This is a genomic window from Streptomyces sp. NPDC045287, assembly GCF_056432325.1.
In genome coordinates this window covers 129,587-148,191 of the sequence record NZ_JBWKJG010000005.1, presented here as the reverse complement: position 1 = coordinate 148,191, position 18,605 = coordinate 129,587, and the positions used below count along the sequence as shown (strand labels likewise).

General features: G+C 75.9%; 15 protein-coding genes. 5 read left to right on the top strand and 10 right to left on the bottom strand.

The annotated features are described in order from the left end of the window. Nucleotides 1-205: 205 nt before the first annotated feature. A complete protein-coding gene (locus AC07D6_RS11010) occupies nucleotides 206-1,354 on the bottom strand; it encodes a calcium-binding protein (RefSeq protein ID WP_479043395.1) in 1,149 nt (382 codons plus the stop codon). A gap of 184 nt (nucleotides 1,355-1,538) precedes the next feature. On the opposite strand from AC07D6_RS11010, the gene AC07D6_RS11005 reads away from it, so the two are divergent. The 3 genes from AC07D6_RS11005 to argJ all read left to right on the top strand — a co-directional run bounded on the left by AC07D6_RS11005 (nucleotide 1,539) and on the right by argJ (nucleotide 5,403). Then, entirely contained in the window at nucleotides 1,539-2,204 is a 666-nt protein-coding gene (locus tag AC07D6_RS11005; RefSeq protein ID WP_479043394.1) for a 4'-phosphopantetheinyl transferase family protein, read from the top strand. A 744-nt stretch (nucleotides 2,205-2,948) separates the two neighbouring features. Continuing rightward, complete coding sequence (locus AC07D6_RS11000; RefSeq protein WP_479043392.1) at nucleotides 2,949-4,034, top strand: protein kinase family protein; 1,086 nt, start codon at nucleotides 2,949-2,951, stop codon at nucleotides 4,032-4,034. 172 nt (nucleotides 4,035-4,206) lie between these two features. Further along, nucleotides 4,207-5,403 carry a bifunctional glutamate N-acetyltransferase/amino-acid acetyltransferase ArgJ gene (gene argJ / locus AC07D6_RS10995; RefSeq protein WP_479043391.1) on the top strand — a complete coding sequence of 399 codons (1,197 nt, stop codon included), beginning with the start codon at nucleotides 4,207-4,209 and terminating at the stop codon, nucleotides 5,401-5,403. 340 nt (nucleotides 5,404-5,743) lie between these two features. Here argJ and AC07D6_RS10990 read toward each other — a convergent pair whose 3' ends face one another. The 4 genes from AC07D6_RS10990 to AC07D6_RS10975 form a co-directional block, all read right to left on the bottom strand. Continuing rightward, on the bottom strand, nucleotides 5,744-6,286 hold the full coding sequence (locus AC07D6_RS10990; protein WP_479043390.1) for a hypothetical protein: 543 nt from the start codon (nucleotides 6,284-6,286) through the stop codon (nucleotides 5,744-5,746). A 117-nt stretch (nucleotides 6,287-6,403) separates the two neighbouring features. Next, nucleotides 6,404-6,946, bottom strand: a complete 543-nt coding sequence (locus AC07D6_RS10985; RefSeq protein ID WP_479043389.1) for a hypothetical protein — start codon at nucleotides 6,944-6,946, stop codon at nucleotides 6,404-6,406. A gap of 369 nt (nucleotides 6,947-7,315) precedes the next feature. Continuing rightward, nucleotides 7,316-7,993 (bottom strand): phosphoribosyltransferase, encoded by a 678-nt coding sequence (locus AC07D6_RS10980; RefSeq protein WP_479043563.1) that lies wholly within the window; start codon nucleotides 7,991-7,993, stop codon nucleotides 7,316-7,318. A 53-nt stretch (nucleotides 7,994-8,046) separates the two neighbouring features. Beyond that, a complete protein-coding gene (locus tag AC07D6_RS10975) occupies nucleotides 8,047-8,724 on the bottom strand; it encodes a dienelactone hydrolase family protein (RefSeq protein ID WP_479043388.1) in 678 nt (225 codons plus the stop codon). A 616-nt stretch (nucleotides 8,725-9,340) separates the two neighbouring features. On the opposite strand from AC07D6_RS10975, the gene AC07D6_RS10970 reads away from it, so the two are divergent. After that, the gene (locus tag AC07D6_RS10970) at nucleotides 9,341-10,084 is read left to right on the top strand and encodes an amidohydrolase family protein (protein WP_315879273.1); all 744 of its coding nucleotides are present in this window, start codon (nucleotides 9,341-9,343) and stop codon (nucleotides 10,082-10,084) included. Continuing rightward, complete coding sequence (locus tag AC07D6_RS10965) at nucleotides 10,084-10,818, top strand: amidohydrolase family protein (protein ID WP_315879272.1); 735 nt, start codon at nucleotides 10,084-10,086, stop codon at nucleotides 10,816-10,818. Before AC07D6_RS10970 ends, AC07D6_RS10965 begins: the two co-directional genes overlap by 1 nt. A 176-nt stretch (nucleotides 10,819-10,994) precedes the next feature. Here AC07D6_RS10965 and AC07D6_RS10960 read toward each other — a convergent pair whose 3' ends face one another. From AC07D6_RS10960 to AC07D6_RS10940, 5 genes are all read right to left on the bottom strand, one after another. Further along, nucleotides 10,995-12,065, bottom strand: coding sequence for a trypsin-like serine peptidase (locus tag AC07D6_RS10960; RefSeq protein ID WP_479043387.1), 1,071 nt, complete (start codon nucleotides 12,063-12,065; stop codon nucleotides 10,995-10,997). Nucleotides 12,066-12,077: 12 nt separating this feature from the next. Next, nucleotides 12,078-13,247 (bottom strand): trypsin-like peptidase domain-containing protein, encoded by a 1,170-nt coding sequence (locus AC07D6_RS10955; protein WP_479043386.1) that lies wholly within the window; start codon nucleotides 13,245-13,247, stop codon nucleotides 12,078-12,080. Continuing rightward, nucleotides 13,244-16,207: an AAA family ATPase gene (locus AC07D6_RS10950; RefSeq protein ID WP_479043385.1), complete on the bottom strand. Its 2,964-nt coding sequence runs from the start codon at nucleotides 16,205-16,207 to the stop codon at nucleotides 13,244-13,246. The genes AC07D6_RS10955 and AC07D6_RS10950 overlap by 4 nt, the downstream gene beginning before the upstream one ends. Beyond that, nucleotides 16,185-17,492, bottom strand: coding sequence for a hypothetical protein (locus tag AC07D6_RS10945; protein ID WP_479043383.1), 1,308 nt, complete (start codon nucleotides 17,490-17,492; stop codon nucleotides 16,185-16,187). The genes AC07D6_RS10950 and AC07D6_RS10945 overlap by 23 nt, the downstream gene beginning before the upstream one ends. Nucleotides 17,493-17,594: 102 nt before the next feature. Continuing rightward, nucleotides 17,595-18,602 carry a hypothetical protein gene (locus AC07D6_RS10940; protein WP_479043382.1) on the bottom strand — a complete coding sequence of 336 codons (1,008 nt, stop codon included), beginning with the start codon at nucleotides 18,600-18,602 and terminating at the stop codon, nucleotides 17,595-17,597. Nucleotides 18,603-18,605: the final 3 nt, after the last annotated feature.

Below are 18,605 nucleotides of genomic sequence, written 5' to 3'. Positions count from 1 at the left end.
GGGGCGGACCGCACCGCGGCGGCGCCGCCCGGCCGGGGCTGCCCGGACCGGCCGGTCCGGCTCGGGCCGCCCGGTCCGGGCAGGCCCGGCCGAGCGGTTCGGGCCGTCCGGGCCGGTTCCCGTGCCGACGGGCGCACGGCCGGTCCCGACGCGTCCGGCGTGTGTCCGGCCCCGGCACGGCCGGCGCGCGTCCGGTCCCGGCGCGTCAGGTCTCGCAGGCGATCTCGGTGTCGGCGCCGGCCTCGCCGTCGCAGTCGTCCCTGCCGACCGCGCCGTCCTGGCGGTCGTCGGCGGGGCCGCCGCGCAGCAGGTCGTCCCCCGCACCGCCCTCGATGCGGTCGGCCGAGCCGCCCGCGGCGGCCGACGCGAAGGTGGCGCCGTCGACGTTGTCGCCGAACAGCCGGTCGTCGCCGCCGCGGCCCTGCACCAGGTCCTTCCCGCCCGTCGCGCCGGCGGGGTCGCCGAAGGCGCTGTCCCCGGCGAGGACGTACTCGGCCGCCGAGCCGCCCAGGATCCGGTCGTCGCCGGAGCCGACCGCCGTGCCGGTGGGCGCGTTGTGGTCGCCCCACGCGCCGAAGCCGCCGTCCTCGCCCAGGTCGATGAAGTCGTCACCGCCCGCGCCCCGGGCGCCCCCCGCCTGGGCGGCGCTGTCCCCGGTCGCGTCACCGAACTCGCCGGGCCCCTCCCGCAGGACGTCGTCGCCGGCCCCGGACGCCCCGTACACGCCGAGCGCGTCACCGACGAGGCTGTCGTGGCCCTCCCCGCCCTCCAGGATGTCGTCGCCGCCGCCGGTCGCGTGCTCGCCGCGGCTGTCACCGACCAGCGAGTCGTCGTCCGGGCCGCCGAGGAGCACGTCGGGGGAGGCGCCGGAGGCGGTGCCCTGCGGGGCGTAGGCGTCGCCCACCACCGTGTCCACGCCCGGACCGCCGTCCAGCCGGTCGGCGCCGGCCGGACCGGTCGTGTCGCCGGCCCTCGCCCCGTGGTCGCCGACCAGGACGTCGTGGCCCGCACCGCCGTCCAGCCGGTCGTCCCCGGCGTCGCCGAACAGCCGGTCGTCGCCCGTGCCGCCGGTGAGGCGGTCGTCGCCGCCTCCGCCGCAGACCACGTCGTCGCCCCCGCCGCCGTCGATCACGTCCGCGCCCGGTGTGCCGACGATCACGTCGTCACCGGGCGTGCCCGTGGTGCCGGGGGTGGTGGCCGCAGCGCCGAAGCACGTCCGCGCGTCGGTCGCCCCGGTGTCGGCCGCCCCGGCGCCGGGCGCGGCGGAACCGATCAGGGCGGCCGCGGCGACGATCTGGACGCAGACGGTGAGGACGCCCCGGCGGCCGGGTCTTCTTCCCTGCTCGCACAGCATGGTTCACTCCCTGGGGGTGGTGGGGTCACTGCCGCGTGATCCCTTCCATCACCGGGGGGCGCCACCGCAAGACGCCCAGTGTTTTCATCCGTTCAGATAATGATCTGAACAATCGGTACGCGTGTCCGTGTGCGAAGGCGCCCCGCCGGGGCGCCACCGCCGTGCCATGGGGGGACGAACGTCTGTGATCGACCTGCTGCTGCCGTCCGGGGTGTCCGTCGCCGAGGCCTTCCACGACCCGCCCGACCTGCCGCTGCTCGGCACGGAGGCCGAGGAGGTGAGCCGCGCGGTGGACAAGCGGCGCCGGGAGTTCACCACCGCCCGGTGGTGCGCGCGTCGGGCCCTCGCCGGGCTGGGCATCGGGCCCGTACCGATACCGCGCGGCGAGCGCGGGGCGCCGGTGTGGCCGGACGGGATCGTCGGCAGCATGACGCACTGCCAGGGCTACCGGGCGGCGGCCGTGGCGCGCGACACCGACCTGCGGTCCCTCGGGATCGACGCCGAGGAGCACCTGCCGCTGCCGGACGGCGTCCTGGGCCTGGTCGCGTCAGAGGGCGAGCGGGAGCACCTCGCGGAGCTGGCCCGGGTACGGCCCGGCGTCCACTGGGACCGGCTGCTGTTCAGTGCGAAGGAATCGGTGTACAAGGCGTGGTTCCCGCTGACCCGCCGCTGGCTGGGCCACGACGAGGCCGAGCTGGTCTTCGCGGCCGACGGGACGTTCGTGGCGCGGCTCCTGGCGCACGACCCGCGGGTGCCGGCGGAGGGGTTCACCGGACGGTGGGCCGTCGACGGGGCCCTCGCGGTCACCGCCGTGACGGTGCCGCCGCACGAGCCGCCCCCGCAGGGCTAGGTGTATTGACCCGTGAGGTCGGGTCCGGTCGGGTCCGCGGCCCCGTCACGGACCCGGCCGGGAGCGGGTGCGGCCACCGCGTGGGCACCGGGGCCGCGCGGACCCGCGAAGGCCGCGCGGGGACCACGGGCCGACTCGGGAGCCCGGCAGGGGCCGTGCGCCTGCGCCACCGTGGAACCGCAGGCCCAAGGGCCGGGGCGCCTGGTTCTCGGAGCGCTCGCGCCGGCTGTGGACGGCCGGCTGCGGAACCGGTGACGACGACAGGGCCGCGTACGTCGTCGTCCGCGCGGCGAGCGGGACGAGCGGCTCGTCGCGCCGGCGGCGGACGGCAGACGGCGGACGGCAGACGGCGGATGCGGACACGTCGTCGCCGCCGACCGCGTCGGCCGGGCGCCGGGCGTGGCGCGGCACGGCCGGGGCGATCACTGCGATCCTCCGGACGGCGGGATCCGCGACCCGGGTCGTATCGCCGTCAGGTGGCGTCGCAGCGGACCGGCGGGGCGGCCGGTGGCGCTCGTGGCCCACGGCGGACGGCACGGGTGACCAAGTGAGCGGGAGCCTCGGCGTACCCTCCGGCCACCGTCCCCCTGCTGCAACAGCCGCCGGAGGCAGTCGGGTTGCGCCGCACCGCGCCGCACCGCGCCGGCTCCGGCTCCGGCTCCGGCGTGGGAGGGTGGTTCGGGTCCCCGTCCCGGTGTCCGCTGACGCCGCGGCACAAGGGGCGGGGCGCGGCTGGAGGCACAGATGGAGATCCCCGACACGTCCCGCGGTGCCCGTCTGGCCGCCCACGGCGCCGTTTCCACGTCGCTGGCGCTGCGCAGCGACCGCGGACTGCGCGAGTTGGTGGACGCCGGCACACGGCTCGGGTCGGGCATCGGAGGGGAGACGGTCCTGCTGGAGGTCGAGGGAACCCCGGTCTTCGTCAAACAGGTGCGGCTGACCGATCTGGAGCGACGGCCGGAGCACGTTCGCTCCACCGCGAACCTCTTCGACCTCCCGGCCTTCTGCCACTACGGCATCGGCACCGTCGGCAGCCCGGGGTTCGGGGCCTGGCGGGAGCTGGCCGCGCACACCATGACGACGAACTGGGTGGTCGCGGGGGACTACGGGGGCTTCCCCCTGATGCACCACTGGCGGGTGATGCCGGACTCCGGCCGGCCGCTTCCCGAGGAACTGGCCGATGTGGACCGGGCCGTCGCCTACTGGGGAGGCGGTTCAGGGGTGCGCCGCCGGATCGAGGCCCTCCAACGGTCCACGGCGAGCCTCGTACTGTTCCTGGAGTACGTCCCGCAGAACCTGCACGACTGGTTGCGCGTCGAGATCGGGGCCGGTGGCGAGGCGGCCGAGCGGGCCTGCGCCATGGTGGACAGCGAGCTGGAAGCGGGCGTCTCGTTCATGAACGCCCGCGGACTGCTGCACTTCGACGCCCACTTCGAGAACATCCTGACCAACGGCCGGCAGATCTTCTTCACCGACTACGGCCTCGCGCTCTCCCCCCGCTTCGAGCTCGCCCGGGACGAGGCCGACTTCTTCGACCGGCACCGTGCCTACGACCGGCACTACACGACCACGCACCTGGTGAACTGGCTCGCCTTTGCCCTGTACGGACACGAACCGGAGGAGCGCGAAGCGTTCGTGCGCGCCTGCGCCCGAGGGGTCTTCCCCGAGGGGGTTCCGGCGTCGGTCGCGGCGCTCCTCGTCCGACACGCGCCGGTCGCCGCGATGATGGGCGACTTCTCCCGCGCGTTCCAGCGGGAGAGCCGGGCGGTCCTCCCTCCGCTGGCGGCGATCCGACGGAGGGAGCAGCAGGACGGTCCGTCCGCTGCCTGACGCACCGACGGGCCGGAGCTCGCGGGGGCGTCCCCGTGAACGGCGACAACCGGTCGCAAGCGGGTGGTGAACCGGTCGACCCGGGCCGTGCGGCGGGGCGGGGCGGGACGGGGCCGGGGCGGCGCTCGAAAACGGATGGACAGCCTCTCACCAGACTGCAAATGTATGCCATATGACGCATGATCATGCATTGACTCGGGATTCCGACCCCGTGGCGTGGCCCATGGGCTTCCGCGCCTACACGGGACACGGCGGACTGCGCGAACACGGCGACGACATCTCGATCGTCGCGTCGGAACGCCCGGCCACCAGCGCCGCGATGTTCACCCGGAGCCTCTTCGCGGGCCCGGCCGTACTCCTCAGCCGCGCGCATGCCGCGGGGCGGAACCTGCGTGCGGTGACGACGCTGGCGCAGAACGCGAACGTCGCCACCGGGCGCCAGGGCGAGGAGAACGCCGCCGAGGTCGTCCGCCGCGTCGCCGGGATCCTGGGCATCCCGGAGGGCGAGGTGCTCATCGGCTCCACCGGCGTCATCGGACGCCCCCTGCCGATGGGAACCATCCGTGCGCACTTCGACGGGACGGCCCGGCGCGGCCTCGCCGCGTTCACGGCAGGACCGCTGGACGTGGCCCGCGCGATGATGACCACCGACACCCGCCCGAAGACCGCCGTGCGGGCCGTCGGGCAGGCCCGCGTCGTCGGCGTCGCCAAGGGGGTCGGCATGCTGGAACCCGATATGGCCACGATGCTGGCCTACGTGTTCACCGACGCGGAGCTGTCCCCGGCCGACCTGGACGGGGCGTTGCGCGCAGCGGTGGACCGCACGTTCAACTGCCTGAGCGTCGACACGGACACCTCGACCTCCGACACCGTGGCGGTCATCGCCAACGGTGCCGCGGGACCGGTCGATCCGGCGCGGTTCTCCGAGGTCCTCGCCGACCTGTGCCTGGACCTCACCCAGCAGATGGCCGGTGACGGCGAAGGCGCCACCAAGCTCCTGCGCGTCACCGTCGGCCAGGCCGGCGACCACGGACAGGCGAAACGCATCGCCAAGAGCGTGGTGAACTCCCCCCTGGTCAAGACCGCCGTCCACGGCGCCGACCCCAACTGGGGCCGGGTGCTGATGGCCCTCGGCAAGAACACCGACGACACGGACATCGCGCCGGACCGCGTCACCGTGCGGTTCGGCGACATCGAGGTGTACCCCGAGGAGCCCGAGGCCGACACCCTCGACCGGCTCGTCGACCTCATGCGCCGGGACGAGGTCGACATCGTCGTCACACTGGGCCTGGGAGACGCCGAAGCCACGGTCTACGGCTGCGACCTGTCCGCCGGCTACGTCCGCGTCAACGCGGACTACACGACGTGACCGGACCCGGCCGCGGCGGCGGCCACCCTGCCGCTCGCGTGATTCCCCGGTACGAGGGCCGGCCGCACGCGGTCCTCAACGACCGGCCGAGGGCGCGCACCGGCTGCGCGCCACTCCCCGCAAAGCGTCGCACCGTCGTCGGAAACGATCCGTCCCGGACGGGACCAGGACGGCGTACAGCCGGGCGGTGCGACGGGGAGGACCGGGGTCGGACGCCACCGGTCGGCGACGTCCAGGCCCTCCGGAAGTCGACGCGGCAGGCGGGTCGACCAGCGGGGTGAGGGCGACCGCCCCACGAAGGGACCAGGCGGTGGCCCGGCTGCCGGGTGCGCGCGGTCGTCTACAGGACGACGGTGAGGCTGACGGGTCCGCTGACGTGTTCCAGGCCGTCGTCGGTGGCGCAGTCCAGGAGGTTCAGCGCGGGCAGGACCTTGGTCTGGGTGACGGTGGCGCCCTTGAACAGGCCGCCGGTGACCGTGCCGATACGGACCAGGACCGTCTGGCCGTTCGGCTTGAGGTTGATGGTCAGTCGCCCCTCGACCTTGCTGCTCTGCCCGGTGTTCCACCGGTAGGTGGCGGTGTCCTCGAAGTCGGCGGCCGTGCAGCTGGCCACCCCGTGCCCGCTGGCGGTGAAGTCCGCCCCGACGATCTCGGGATGGGTCGGCGACACGCACGGCGCCAGGCTGCCGCTGGCGGTGAACGTGGTCTGCTGGGGGGTGTAGGTGAGGCCGGGATGGTAGGTGCTGGTCTGCGTGCCCAGCGGACATGACACGTCCACCAGCGAGGACGAGGCGCCGGCGGAGGCCGAGGCGGGGGAAGCGCCTGCCATGCCGAGCGTGAGCAGCAGACCTGCGGGTAACAGTGCGGCAAGCCGACGACGCATGATCGTTCTCCTTCGGATGGAGCGGATCGGTGCGGATGAGGTGGGGTGTGGCGCCCCGGCGGTGCCGCCGCCGACCGGTGGTGGCCGGGGCCGCGGGTGGTTTTCGTGGCGGGCGTGTCAGCCGGCGAGGGTGAGGGTGACCGGGCCGGAGGCGTGCTCCAGGCCGTCCTCGGTCAGGCACTTGGTGACTTCCAGGGTGACGTCCGCGGTCGTGCGTACCACCTGGGCGCCTTCGAACTGTCCGCTGACGACTTCGCCTTCGCTGATGAAGACCGATTCGCCGTTGGGTTTGGCGTTGATGGTGAGGTTGTAGCGGATGACGCTGTTGGGGCCGTCGTTCCAGTCGACGACCATGGTGCTGTCGAACTGGGCGGTCAGGCAGCTGGCCGTGCCTGATCCGTTCACGGTGAACGTGGCGTAGGCGATCTCGGGGTTGGACAGCGAGGCGCACGGCCCCATCGTCCCCTCGATGTGGACGTTGGTCGGCTTGGGCTCGTAGGTCAGGCCCGGCTGGAACCTCACCGCCTCATCACCGAGCGGACAGGACACGAGCGTGAGCAGGTCCTCCTCGGCGGCAGGCGCGGCGGTGGCGGGAGGGGAGGAGACGACACCGGTCGTGACGAGGAGTCCGGCGGTGACGGCAAGGCGTACGGAACGCATGAGGACTCTCCCTCAATGAGGTGGAAAGTGTCCGGGGCGCTGGAACGGCGCGCCCTCCGGCACCCACACCCTTCCGTGGGCATGCCAACATCGCAAGCGCCCCGAAGGGCGCGAACAGAGCACATCGGCCTCGTACGGCCCGCCGGCGCGAGCCGGGCGCACACGGGCGGGTGCAGCACCCGAACCGCCCCCCTCTGACGGGGTGCCCTCGCCTCCCCGTCCCACCGCCTCCCCGTCCCACCGCCTCCCCGTCCCACCGCCTCCCCGTCCCACCGCCTCCCCGTCCCATTGGCTCCCCGGCCACCCGGCTCCCGGTCGGAACCCTGCGGGTCGATGCCCGCGGACGCGCCGGGCGCCGGATGGCCGGGTTCAGCGGTGGCGGGTGGGGCGGAGGCGGTCCGGGGCGGACAGGGCGGCCAGCACCCGGAGCACCTCGTCGTCCGGCACCTGGTCGAAGTCCCCGTACCAGAGGCCCACCGCGCGGAAGTCCGCCGGTTCGGAGAGGCAGACCAGGTCGTCCACCTCCGGACGCAGCCCCGCCGCGGCCCGACGGTCGCCCACGGGGACGGCCAGCACCAGCCGCGCGGGCTCCTCGCCCCGCAGCAGCCGCGCCGCCGCGCGGGCCGTGACGCCCGTCGCCAGGCCGTCGTCGACCAGTACGGCCGTCCGGTCCCGCAGGTCCGGTCCCGGGGCGCCGCGCCGGTACAGGGCCTCCCGCCGGTGCAGCTCGGCGCGTTCCCGGGCCACGTCGGTGCCCAGCTCGTCCGGGGTGATGCCGAGCATCGCCAGCGCCCGCTCGTCGAAGAGGGGCGGCGCCTCCCCGGCGATCGCCCCGATCCCGACCTCCGGCCGGCCGGGCAGCCCGATCTTCCGCACGACCAGCACGTCCAGCGGCGCCCCGAGCGCCCGCGCCACCTCCGCGCCGACCGGGACACCGCCCCGCGGCAGGGCCAGTACGACCGGGTCGGGCCACTGCCGCTCGGCCGCCCGCGCCCGTACCCGCTCACCGAGCCGGCGCCCCGCGTCCCGCCGGTCCTCGAACCGCAGCTCCATCACGACCTCCTCGCCGCGGCGGCCGTCCGGCCGGCCGCCACCCGGCCTCACGGCTGCCCGTCGCCCGCGTCGAACCCCTCGCCGCCCGGCCGCAGGAACCACTCCCGCGCGGCGCGGACCACGTGCTCCAGCGCGCCCGGCTCCTCGAAGAGGTGGCCGGCCCCGGGCACGACCTCCACCCGGTGCGGCGCCACCAGCCGCCCGGCCGCCTCGCGGTTCAGCCGCAGCACCTCGGGGTCCTCCCCGCCGACGATCAGCAGGACCGGTGCCGCCACCCGCGCCAGCGCGCCCCCCACCAGGTCCGGGCGCCCGCCGCGCGACACCACCGACCGCACCCGCGCGGGGCGTTCCGCCGCCCCCCGCAGCGCCGCCGCCGCTCCCGTACTCGCCCCGAACAGCCCCACCCCCAGCGACCGCGTCACCGGCTCGTCGGCGAGCCAGTCGACCGCGGACACGACCCGCGACGCCAGCAGGTCGACGTCGAACCGGTACTCGGCGGTCAGCAGGTCGTGCCGCTCCTCCCGCTCCGTGAGCAGGTCCATCAACAACGTGCCCATGCCCGCCTTCCGCAGCGCCCCGGCCACGGCCTGGTTGCGCGGGCTGTGCCGGGAGCTCCCGCTGCCGTGCGCGAACACCACCATCAGCGGCACCGAAGCGGGCAGCGCCAGGTCACCGCGGAGCGCGGAACCGTCCGTCGCGGGCAGGACGACCTCTTCCAGGATCACGACGGCCTCCCTCCTCCGGCCGGGACACCCGGGACCCTCGGGTCACCCGGGACGGGTGCTCCCGCCCCGCCGGGCCAAACGTGGGGTCCCGTTCCGAAGGGGAGGCCGGAACGGGCACCGGCGGCACGGCACGCGGCAGCGGCACGGGGGGCAGGAGGCGCCACGGACCGCGACCCGTTCGTTCACCGGACGGGTCCGGCACCGGGCCCGCCCGCGGGGCCGGGCGGGGCGGGGACCCCGCGGACGGTCCCGTGCGCAGGGTCCGCGGGCCCTGATCACCGGGTCGGGCCGTCGTCGTACCGGGCGGCCCCGTGCGCAGGGTCCGCGAGCCCCCGGGCCCGCGCCCTGGGGCGGCTCGCTCTTCGCCGGCGGCCGGCGCACCCACGCGGGCGGCCCCGGCCGGCACCGGTCCGCCTCCCGTGCCACGGCCCCCCGGCGGGCGCGGCCCCCGGTGGGCGCGTGACCTCCGAAGGGCGTGGCCCCGGTGGGCGCGTGGCTCCCGCGCCGGGGGCGGCGCCGGGCGCGCGGCGGCCGGGGCGCGGCCACGCCTCGTTGACGGTGCCGCCTCCGCGTTCTAGTTTCGGCCCTGTCCACAAGTCGACGGGAGGGGGAAGGCGTGAGCGGGTACGCGTGGCTGCGGCCCACGGCCGAGGAGCACGTCGGGTGGGACGTCGACGTGCTGTACGGACCCTGGCCCCGGCACCACCGCGACACGACCCTGGCCGAGGTGCGGGCCCGGCTCGCCGCGTCACCCGTCGCCGGGGCGCTGGCGCTGTCCACGCGCGGCCCCCTCTTCGACGACGCGGGCGGCAACGCCGAGACGCTCCGCGACCTCGCCGGCTGCCCCGAACTCCGCCCCGTCGGCACGGTCGACGTGCGCGACGCCCTCACCGCCGAGGCCCGCCTGGACGAACTGGCCGCCGCCGGCGTCCGGTTCCTGCGCCTGTTCACCGTCGACCAGGGCGCCGAACCCGACTTCCCCGGTTACCGCAGGGTCGTCCGGCTGGCCGTCGAACGCGGCCTGGTCCTCCTCCACGACGGCGATCCGCGCCGCTTCGGCCCGCCGCTCACCGGCCGGGGCGCCGACGTCGTGTTCCTCGACCTCCACGCGTACCTCCTCGCCGACTTCCTCCTCCTCGCCCGGGACGAACCCGGCTTCCGGGCCACCACCCGGATGCTCTCCGGACCCGACTCCATCGAGCGGGTCGTCGAGTCCGTGGGCGCCCGCCACCTCGTCTTCGGCTCGCGCACGCCCTTCATGGACATCTCGCCCCAGACGCTGAAGCTGCGGTACGCCGACATCTCCGCCGACGACCGCGCCGCGATCGCCACGAAGAACGTCGAGGAGCTGCTCGTCTGATGCCGATCATCGATGTGCACGCCCACGTGGGCCACTGGCCGTTCCACCTGACCTCCGGCGACGCCGACACCAACCTCCGCCAGATGGACCGGTACGGCATCGACCTGCAGCTCGTCTCCGCGTCCGAGGCCGTCGTGTACGACGCGGTCGCCGGCAACGCCGCCCTGTACAAGGCCCTCGCGACCCGGCCCCGCCTCCTCGGCTACGCCGTCGTCAACCCGAACCGCATCGAGGAGAGCGCCGCCGACCTGCGGCGCTGCCTCGACACCGGACGGTTCGTCGGCGCGAAGATCCACACCCACTACCCGGGCCGACTGCCCGGCTCGCCCGAGATGGCCGCCGCCTTCGACGTGGTCGCCGAGGCGGGCGTGCCGCTCCTCCTGCACACCTGGGGCACCGAGGTCACCCTCCTGCCGGAGCTGGTCGAGGCCCGCCCCGGCCTGCGCGTCATCCTGGGGCACGCGGGCGGCGACGCCTGGCGCGAGGCGGCGCACGCCGCGGCCGCCTGCGACCGGCTGTACCTGGAGCACTGCCGCACCGCCACCGACGCGGGCCGCGTCGCGTACGCCCGCGAGGCCGGGGTGCCGGTGGAGCGCATCCTGTTCGGGACGGACGCCACCCTCGTCGACCCGTGCGTCTCGCTCGGCGTGATCCGTGACGCGCACTTCACCGAGGACGAGTTGGAGCGGGTGCTGTGGCGCAACGCCGCCCGCCTCTTCGGCCTGAGCCTCTGACCCCCGCCCGCGCCTGCCGAACCCCCTCGCGCCACCGAACTCCCCCTTCCACCGGGGCCCCTCACCCCACCTCGCCCCACCGGGGCCCCTCGCCCCACCGGGCGCACACGCCCCCGCGCGCCCCGGAGCCGCCGCGCCCCGGGGCGCGCCCCCGTCCGCCCCCGTCCGGGCGGAGCTCAGACGAAGTTCAGCTCCGCCCGCCGCACCAGCGGGTCGTCCAGCATCGACCACAGGGGCACCGCGTAGTTGCCGAAGCCGTACCGACCGCCGAAGTGGAGGCCCAGGACGCGGTGGTCGGCCAGGTCGAGGACGGGGGAGCCGCTGTTGCCGCCCAGCGTCGAGCAGTCGTGCGTCAGCACGTTCCGCTCCGGCAGCAGCCGGTTGGCCACGCCCGGCTGGAGCCGCTTCACGTTGTAGACGTCCATGAAGATCCGGCGCATCGCCTCGGGCTCGTTGCGCCGCCCGTCCCACGCCGGGTGCCCCACCACGTACACCGGGTGGCCCGGCAGGTCGGCGGGGGCGTCCGCCGCCACGGCCAGCGGCGTCGGCAGCGGCTGCCCGCCCGGCGCGGGGGCGATCCGCAGCAGCGCCATGTCGACGTCCCGGTGGACGCCGACGACCTCCGTCACCGCGTACGTCGTCAGCCCGCCCGCGCCCGGCAGCGCGCCGTACTCGCGGGTCGGGTCCAGCACCGCGTCGAGCCCCGGCTGGAACGTCCACTCCGCCGCGCCGTCGTCCCGCGCGAACTCCAGCGCGACGTGGCGGTTGGTCATCACCACGTCCGCGCCGACCAGGAACGCCGTGCCCACCCAGTCGAGGCTGACGTGCCCGGACACGTCGACCCGGCCCACCCGGGACAGGGTCTCCCGGATCGCGGCCCGCTGGGCGTTCAACACCGCCCAGTCGCCCTCCTGCGGCGGGAAGTCCGCGTCCTGCACGAGGATCGCGGGCCGGCCCTCCAACAGGACGATCGCCTCCATCCCGAACGACTCGTCGTCGCCGACCTCGTCGTCGCGGCCCGCCGCCAGCTTCTCCAGCCCGCGCGCCCCCGCCTCCAGCACCCGGGCCCGCTCCTGTTCGGCGAACCGGGCGATCTCCTCGCCCGGGGCCTGATCGGCGGGCGGTTCGTACGCCGACTCGGGGACCTCCCGCGTCAGCCCTTCCCGTACCCGGTCGGCGACGGCCCGCAGATCGGTGAAGATCTCCTGGGGGCCGGCCGCGACCGGCGACCTGCTCCGGCTGACCATGTGTTCCTCCTCTCAGACGGGCGGCCCGGCCGCGCCGGACTGAGCCGCCTCGATCTCGGCGTGCACCTGCGGGGCGCGGGCCGCGAGGTGGGCCATGACGGCGGTGAACTGCGTACCGACGTTCACGAACGCCGTCCTGCGGCCCTGGAACGACACGTTCTCGACGCGCCGCGCGCCCCGGTGCAGCGCCACGACGCGCCAGTCGTCCGTCAGGACCGGCGCCCCCGACGAGCCGCCGCGCGTGTCCGTGAAGTAGCGCAGGTCGCGGTCGTCCGCCTCGAACACCAGGTTGTTGCGGAGCGCGACCCGCTTCGGGGCGCCGCCCGGGTGCTGGATGATGTTGACGGCCACCACGTCGCCCGGTGCGACCCGCAGCGTCCGCCCGGCCAGGCGCAGCACCGGCCGCGCGGACGGCGCCGTCAGCCGCAGCACCGCGTAGTCCAGCTCCGCGTCGGCGGCGGCCAGCTCCCGTACGGCGGCCTCCTCCGTCTCGGTGTCGTCGCTCTCGTAGTCGAACCGGGCCCGTGCTCCGCGCGCCTGGAGCAGCAGGTCCTCCGGGCCGGCCAGGGCGCGCCTGCCGCCCACCCCGGTGCGCGCGTTGACGACGTGGTGGTTGGTGACGACCAGCTCCGGGGTGACCAGCCAGGCGGTGCCCGAGTGGGGGAAGCCGTTCGGCTGGAGGGGCTGCCCGCCCTCGTACGGCGGCACCTTGATCCGCGCGACCGCCGCGCCCGCCTCGTCGCCGCCGCGCAGGAACTCGAACGGCACCGTGTCGTCCCGGTGGACGATCTCCTCCTTGAGCTCCGGTACCGGCCGGCCCGCGAGGACGTCCGGCTCCCCGCCCGCGTTCCGCGCCACGTCGTCCAGGGCCCGCTGGAACACGGCGGCCGGCGCCGCCGCCGCGGTCTGCGCGACCGCGTTGCGCAGCCACGTCTCCAGCGGCACCGACCCGTCGACGAGCCGTTCGACGCGGTTCATCTCCACCAGGTCCGACTGCACCTGCAGTCCCGGCGCCGCCAGCAGCGGCAGCGTCGCCCGGTACCGGGGCATGATCCCGTCGAACAGCAGCGGCCGCACTGCCGGATCGGCGAGGCCCGCGTCCAGGGCCGCGTCCCGCACGGCGAGGATCTCCTCCTGCGGCAGGTAGCCCGTCACGCCCGCCGCGCCCTGCCCGCCGGTCACGGCGGACCACCGCCTTCCCCGCCGCCGCGCAGGGCGGCGGCCACGCTCGCCGCGATCTGCCCGCTCCCGTCCCGCAGCACCAGCAGCCGCCGCACCAGCTCGTCGAGCGTGCCCCGGTCCCGTACGAGCCGCAGGATGTCCGTGACGTCCGACGGCGGCGGCGACGGCGGGGCTCCGGCTGCCGCGGGCCGGGCGGGGGCGTCCCGCGCGCCGGCCGCCGAGCACAGGATGTCCATCAGCGGCCGCAGCAGCAGCGGGTCCGCCCGCACCGCCCGCCGCAGCCCCGTGCCCAGCACCTCCAGCACCTCGTCGCCCTCCGGCAGCCCCACCAACTCCAGTGCGTGGTCCAGCGCCCGCGCGTCCAGCGTGTACACCTGGGAGGCCGCGGCCCGTACCAGCGACGGCTGGCCGGCCAGCACCTCGTCCGGGACCTGCCGCAGCCGCCGCGCGAGCCGCGTGTCCACGTCCCGGTCGGGCACGTGCGCCCCCGCCGCGAGCCGCGCCCTGGCCAGCAGCGTGCCCATCGCCTCCAGGTCCTGGCCCAGGCCGATCGCCACGTCCTCCGCGAGCCGCAGCTCCCGGTCGGCGCTGTCCGGGTCGCCGTCCTCCTCCGCGAGCCGCGCCGACAGCAGCAGCAGCTCCAACTGCCGCTCCCCGCACCCCGCCTCCCGCGCGGCGTCGACCGCGTCGGACGCCGCCCGCCGCGCCTCCGCCCTTCGCCCCGACCGGTCCAGGGCCTCCACCAGCAGCGGGTGCAGGGCGCTGCACGGCGTCCACGGGCGCCGCTCGGCCAGCCGGGCCAGCGCCTCCTCGGTGAACCCCTGCGCCAGCAGGTCCTCCACCTCGTGGCCGACGATCCGCTCCCAGTCCTCCTGGTCGGCCTCCGCCATCACCAGGTCCGACGCCCCGCCGCGCCGCCGGTGCGCGCTGAGCAGCGCCGCCGCCCGGGGGCTCATCTCCTCCTGCGCCCCCTCCAGCAGCCGCTCCACCCCGGGCAGCCACCGCTCCTCCACGGTGCGCGGGTCCTCGTTGAGCCGCAGCCGGTGGTAGATCTCCTCGGCGCGCGCCTCCGGGCCCTCCCGCGCCGCGTAGTACGCCACGGCCCGCCGCTCCACCTCCCGCGCCGGCGACGCCGGGTCGCCCGCGACCAGCCGCAGCATGATCGCCCGTACGTCCGCCCGCACCCGCACCGCCTGCGGCCCCCACGGTTCGACCAGGTCCAGCCGGGACAGCGCGCCGAACAGCCGCCGCGCCTCCTCCGCCCCCGCCACGGCCACCCCGCACGGCTCGGCCAGCACCTCTCGGACGACGTCCGGCGTGATCAGCCGCAGCACCAGCCCGGCGTGGGCCAGGCGCCGCACGTCCGGGTCGGGGATGTGCTGGAGGATCCGCTCGTACAGGGTGCCCTGGACGAGCAGTTGGTCGACGCGGCGGAAGAAGTCCCGGCGCCGCGCCGGCAGACTGCCGATCAGCTCCCGCACGCCCGCCGTGCCCGATCCGGCCAGCGCCGCCGCCCGCGCCGCCAGCCGCAGGCTGAGCGGATGCCCGCCGACCCGTTCGGCCAGCACCCGCGCCAGCTCCGGGTCCCGCACCCCGCACGCCCCGAGCAGCGCCACGGACGCCTCCGGGCCCAGGTCGCGCAGCTCGATCTCCACCGACCGCACGCCGACCGCCGGGTGCCCGACCGGCGACCGACCCGACACGACGGCCCGCACCCGCGGGTACGCCTCCGTCAGCGCCAGGAACACCGCCCACATCCGGCCCAGCGCCGGCGAGCCCCGGTACTGGGCCTCCTCGAACGAGTCGACGACCATGACGAACGGCGCGCCCCCCGCCGCCCGCCGCAGCACCTCGCCGACCTGCCGGGACAGCGCGCTCTCCCGCTCGCTCGCCCCCGCCAGGAACTGCTGCGACGTCCTCCGGCCGACCCCCGCCCGCGTGGTCGCCAGCCGGTTGAGCTCGACGACCCGCTCCTCCTCCGCCCGCTGCGCGCTCGCCTCCTCCTGGCACCCGGCGGCCAGCGCGTCCAGCTCGGCGCGGAACGCCGGGTACTGGACGCCCAGTTGCCGGGCCATCTCCGCGACCAGCGTCACCGGCTCGTGCACCGACAGGGTGGCCCGCTCGAAGTCGACGTACACGAAGGGGAACGGGAACCTCCCCCCGCCGTCACCCCCGCCCCCGGTCCCCGCCCCCCTGCGCAGGCTGTCCAGCAGGAAGGTGGCCAGGAGCGTGCTCTTGCCCATGCCGCCCGGCCCGTGCACCACCAGCGGCGCCGGTACGGTCGGGCCCGCGCCGGGCGGGGGCCCCGGCGCGTGGACGTAGTCGCGCAGCTCCGCCAGCTCCGCCTCCCGGCCCACGAACGGCACCCGCACCAGGCGCTCCAACGGCTGGAGCAGCCGGGCCAGTTCCAGCTCGCCCCGGACGGCGCGGGCGTCCGGCAGCCCCGCCACCCCCGGCACCAGCGACAGCCACAGCACGGCCTGGAGCACGTCGGACAGCTCGTCCGGCCCCGCGCCCGCCGTCCCGGGCGCCTGCCCGCGCAGCACCGCGAGGCACACCCGCTCGGGCCCCGGCCCCCCGGGCACCGCGCCGAGGTTGGCCTCCAGGGCGCGCAGCGCCTCCCCGGGGCCGGACAGGGCGCGCAGCGTCTCCTCCCGCACCTCGGGCTTCAGCGTCCACTCCGTGCGGTCGGCCGCGCCGGTCGCCGCGCAGTCCGCGGCCAGCTCCATCACCGCCCGTCCCGTCGGCGCGGACTCCCCGGGCAGCCGCAGCTCCCGCGGGTCGAACGAGGTGAGCAGGCAGGCCGCCCGGCGGTAGCCGCACCTCGCGTCCGGCACGGCGCCGGGCGGCCCGGCGCCGGCGTGCCGCAGCTCCTGCCGCAGTTCCTGCCGCAGCCGGGTCCGGAACAGTTCGCACAGCGCGGCGGCGCCGGGGGCCTCAGCGGAGGGCACGGTAGACACGGACCGCTCCCTCCACCGCGGTGCCCAGCCGCCGCATGTAACACTCCCCGCCGGGGCCGTAGGGGCTACAGGGACCGTAGGGACTGTTGGGGTCAGCAGGGCCGTAGGGACTGCCAGAGCTGCCAGGACCAGCAGGGCCGTAGGGACCGTGGGGGCCGTCGGGGCTACCGGGGCCGGCAGGACCACCGCGACCACCGGGACCGCCCGGGCCGCCCGGCGCGTCGCCGTCCGCGTCACCGGCCGCCGCGAGGACCTCCTCCACGGCCACGTCGACCAGCCCGGCGAGCGCCGCCTCCCGCTCCTCCGCCGCCAGCGCGGCCAGCGACGGGGGCGGTTGTTCGCGGACGTACCGCTCGAAGAAGGCCCGCACGTCGTCCGGCCCGGCACTCCGCGCCCGGTCCCGGCACAGGCTGTGCCGCAGCTCGTACGGCAACTGCCGCATCGCCTCCCCGTAGCCGAGGAGCACCAGGCGCGGCGCCTGGGCACCGCGTACGGGCTGGTGCTCGTAGATGGCGAGGGCGAGCCGGCTGATCAGGTCCCACACGTCGGAGCCCGGGTCGAGCCGGTCGCAGTCGTCCAGCACGAACCAGAACAGGTCCTCGGCGCCGGTCGCCTGGACGACCACCCAGTGCACCGCCTCCTCAAGCGCCGGAAGCGGGTCGTCGAGGTCCGTCGCGACGGGCGGCACCACCCCCGCGCGCGGGTCCGAGACGAACGCGGCGAGACGCCGCACGACCTTGGTGGCCGTCGTGGTCGGGTCCAGCAGCACCCGCGCCGGGCGGAACCCCTGGTGCTGGGCGACGTGCCGGATGAACGCGTACGTGTACGAGCGGCCGCTGTGCGGTTCGCCGTCGACCAGCAGCACCGACTTGTGGCCGTCCGCCACGAACGCGCGCAGCGTCTCGCGCAGGTCCTCCCGGTCGAGGAACACCTCCGCGCCGCCGCGCAGCACCTGCGTGCGGAACACGTCCTGCGAAGTGTGCGCCTCGGCGTCCCGCTCCAGCCGCGCCAGGCACTCCTCGGCGTCCCTGACGTACGGCAGGACCCGCAGCCGGTCGTTGAGGACCAGCGCCCGCAGGAGCCGCACCTGTCCGTCGATGGTCCTGCGTGACGCCTGGACGAGGGCGCGCGCGTTGTGGGAGCTGACGGCGGTCAGCGGGAGGCCGCCGATGAACTCGGGGGCGAATCCGGCGTGCCGCAGTTGGACGTACGGGTCGGTGGAGTCCAGCAGGTACTCCCGCACCCACTCGGTGACCTTGTCCCACTCGGGGGTCTCCAACGGCATGGTTGAGCACCTGCCCGGTCGTCGCCGTCGTACCGGTCGCCCTCCCGGTCTGCCCGAGCCCCCCTTCGGCCCTCTCCCGTCATCGTCACACCCGGTACGGGGTCATGCAATCCGGCTGAACACCCGGCGCACCGGCTCTCGCACCAGCGGGTTCGACAGGTACTCGCCGACCCCGTGGTGGTCGGCGCTCGCGTTGGTGACCAGCAGGTCCGTGACGCGGCCCGGCGGGGCGTAGTCGGGGCGCAGCGTGTGGTCGAGCGCCACGACGTCGCGCGCGTCGGAGGCGTTCAGCCACAGCGCCGTACCGGACGGCACCGCGGGCGGTGCGGCGAGGCGGCCCTGCACCTCGGCGACCCCGAGCGGCGAGCCGAGCGTCACGAACAGGTCGACCGCCCGGCCCCGGGAGGCCAGCACCTCGTACGCGACGACGCCGCCCAGGCCGTGCCCGACCACGACGAGGGGGCCGCCGCCGTCCGCCTCCCGGGCCTCCTCGGCGGCGTCCAGCGTGTCCGACACGACCTGCCGCACCGCCGGCCCGGCACCGGTGAGGAAGTAGGCGTGGACGTCCTCGAAGACGTGCTTCACCAGCAGCCGGAACAGCGCCGTACGGGCGGGCCGGGGGAGCGGCAGCGCCTTCGGCAGCGGCTCCTCGCCCGGACCCGGGCGGGGCTCCTCGGCCAGGGCGAGCGCCTCGGCGAAGTACGCCATGTCGCGCAGCCACCCGTCGAGCGGCCCGTCCCCGCCGCCCTCGCCCCCGCCCTCCGCGCTGGAGCGGACCCGCGCGGCCCCGGCCGCCGTCCGCGCCACGAACCGGGCCGGGTCCTCCGGCAGCGGCCCCACGGCCTCCTCCGCCCCTTCCCGGGGCCCCGCGGGCTCCTCGGCCCCCTCGGGCCCTTCGGTCTCCGCTTCCGCGACCGCCCCCGGTCGCCCCTCCAGCGGGTCCGGCACGCGGTCGGGCAGCGGCTCCGGGTGGAGCAGCGGCGCCCAGTACGCCAGGTACGACGTGCCCTCCGCCTCGTGCCCGAACAGCGCCCGGTCCCACTGCGCCCTGAGCAGCCCGGCGCGCGGCTTGGGGCCGCTGCCGTGGACGTACACGATCCGGGGCCGCATCGG

Coding starts and splice junctions, on each gene's coding strand:
- AC07D6_RS11010 (WP_479043395.1), bottom strand. CDS start 1,354: ATGCTGTGCGAGCAGGGAAGAAGACCCGGCCGCCGGGGCGTCCTCACC.
- AC07D6_RS11000 (WP_479043392.1), top strand. CDS start 2,949: ATGGAGATCCCCGACACGTCCCGCGGTGCCCGTCTGGCCGCCCACGGC.
- argJ (WP_479043391.1), top strand. CDS start 4,207: ATGACGCATGATCATGCATTGACTCGGGATTCCGACCCCGTGGCGTGG.
- AC07D6_RS10990 (WP_479043390.1), bottom strand. CDS start 6,286: ATGCGTCGTCGGCTTGCCGCACTGTTACCCGCAGGTCTGCTGCTCACG.
- AC07D6_RS10985 (WP_479043389.1), bottom strand. CDS start 6,946: ATGCGTTCCGTACGCCTTGCCGTCACCGCCGGACTCCTCGTCACGACC.
- AC07D6_RS10965 (WP_315879272.1), top strand. CDS start 10,084: ATGCCGATCATCGATGTGCACGCCCACGTGGGCCACTGGCCGTTCCAC.
- AC07D6_RS10960 (WP_479043387.1), bottom strand. CDS start 12,065: ATGGTCAGCCGGAGCAGGTCGCCGGTCGCGGCCGGCCCCCAGGAGATC.
- AC07D6_RS10945 (WP_479043383.1), bottom strand. CDS start 17,492: ATGCCGTTGGAGACCCCCGAGTGGGACAAGGTCACCGAGTGGGTGCGG.
- AC07D6_RS10940 (WP_479043382.1), bottom strand. CDS start 18,602: ATGCGGCCCCGGATCGTGTACGTCCACGGCAGCGGCCCCAAGCCGCGC.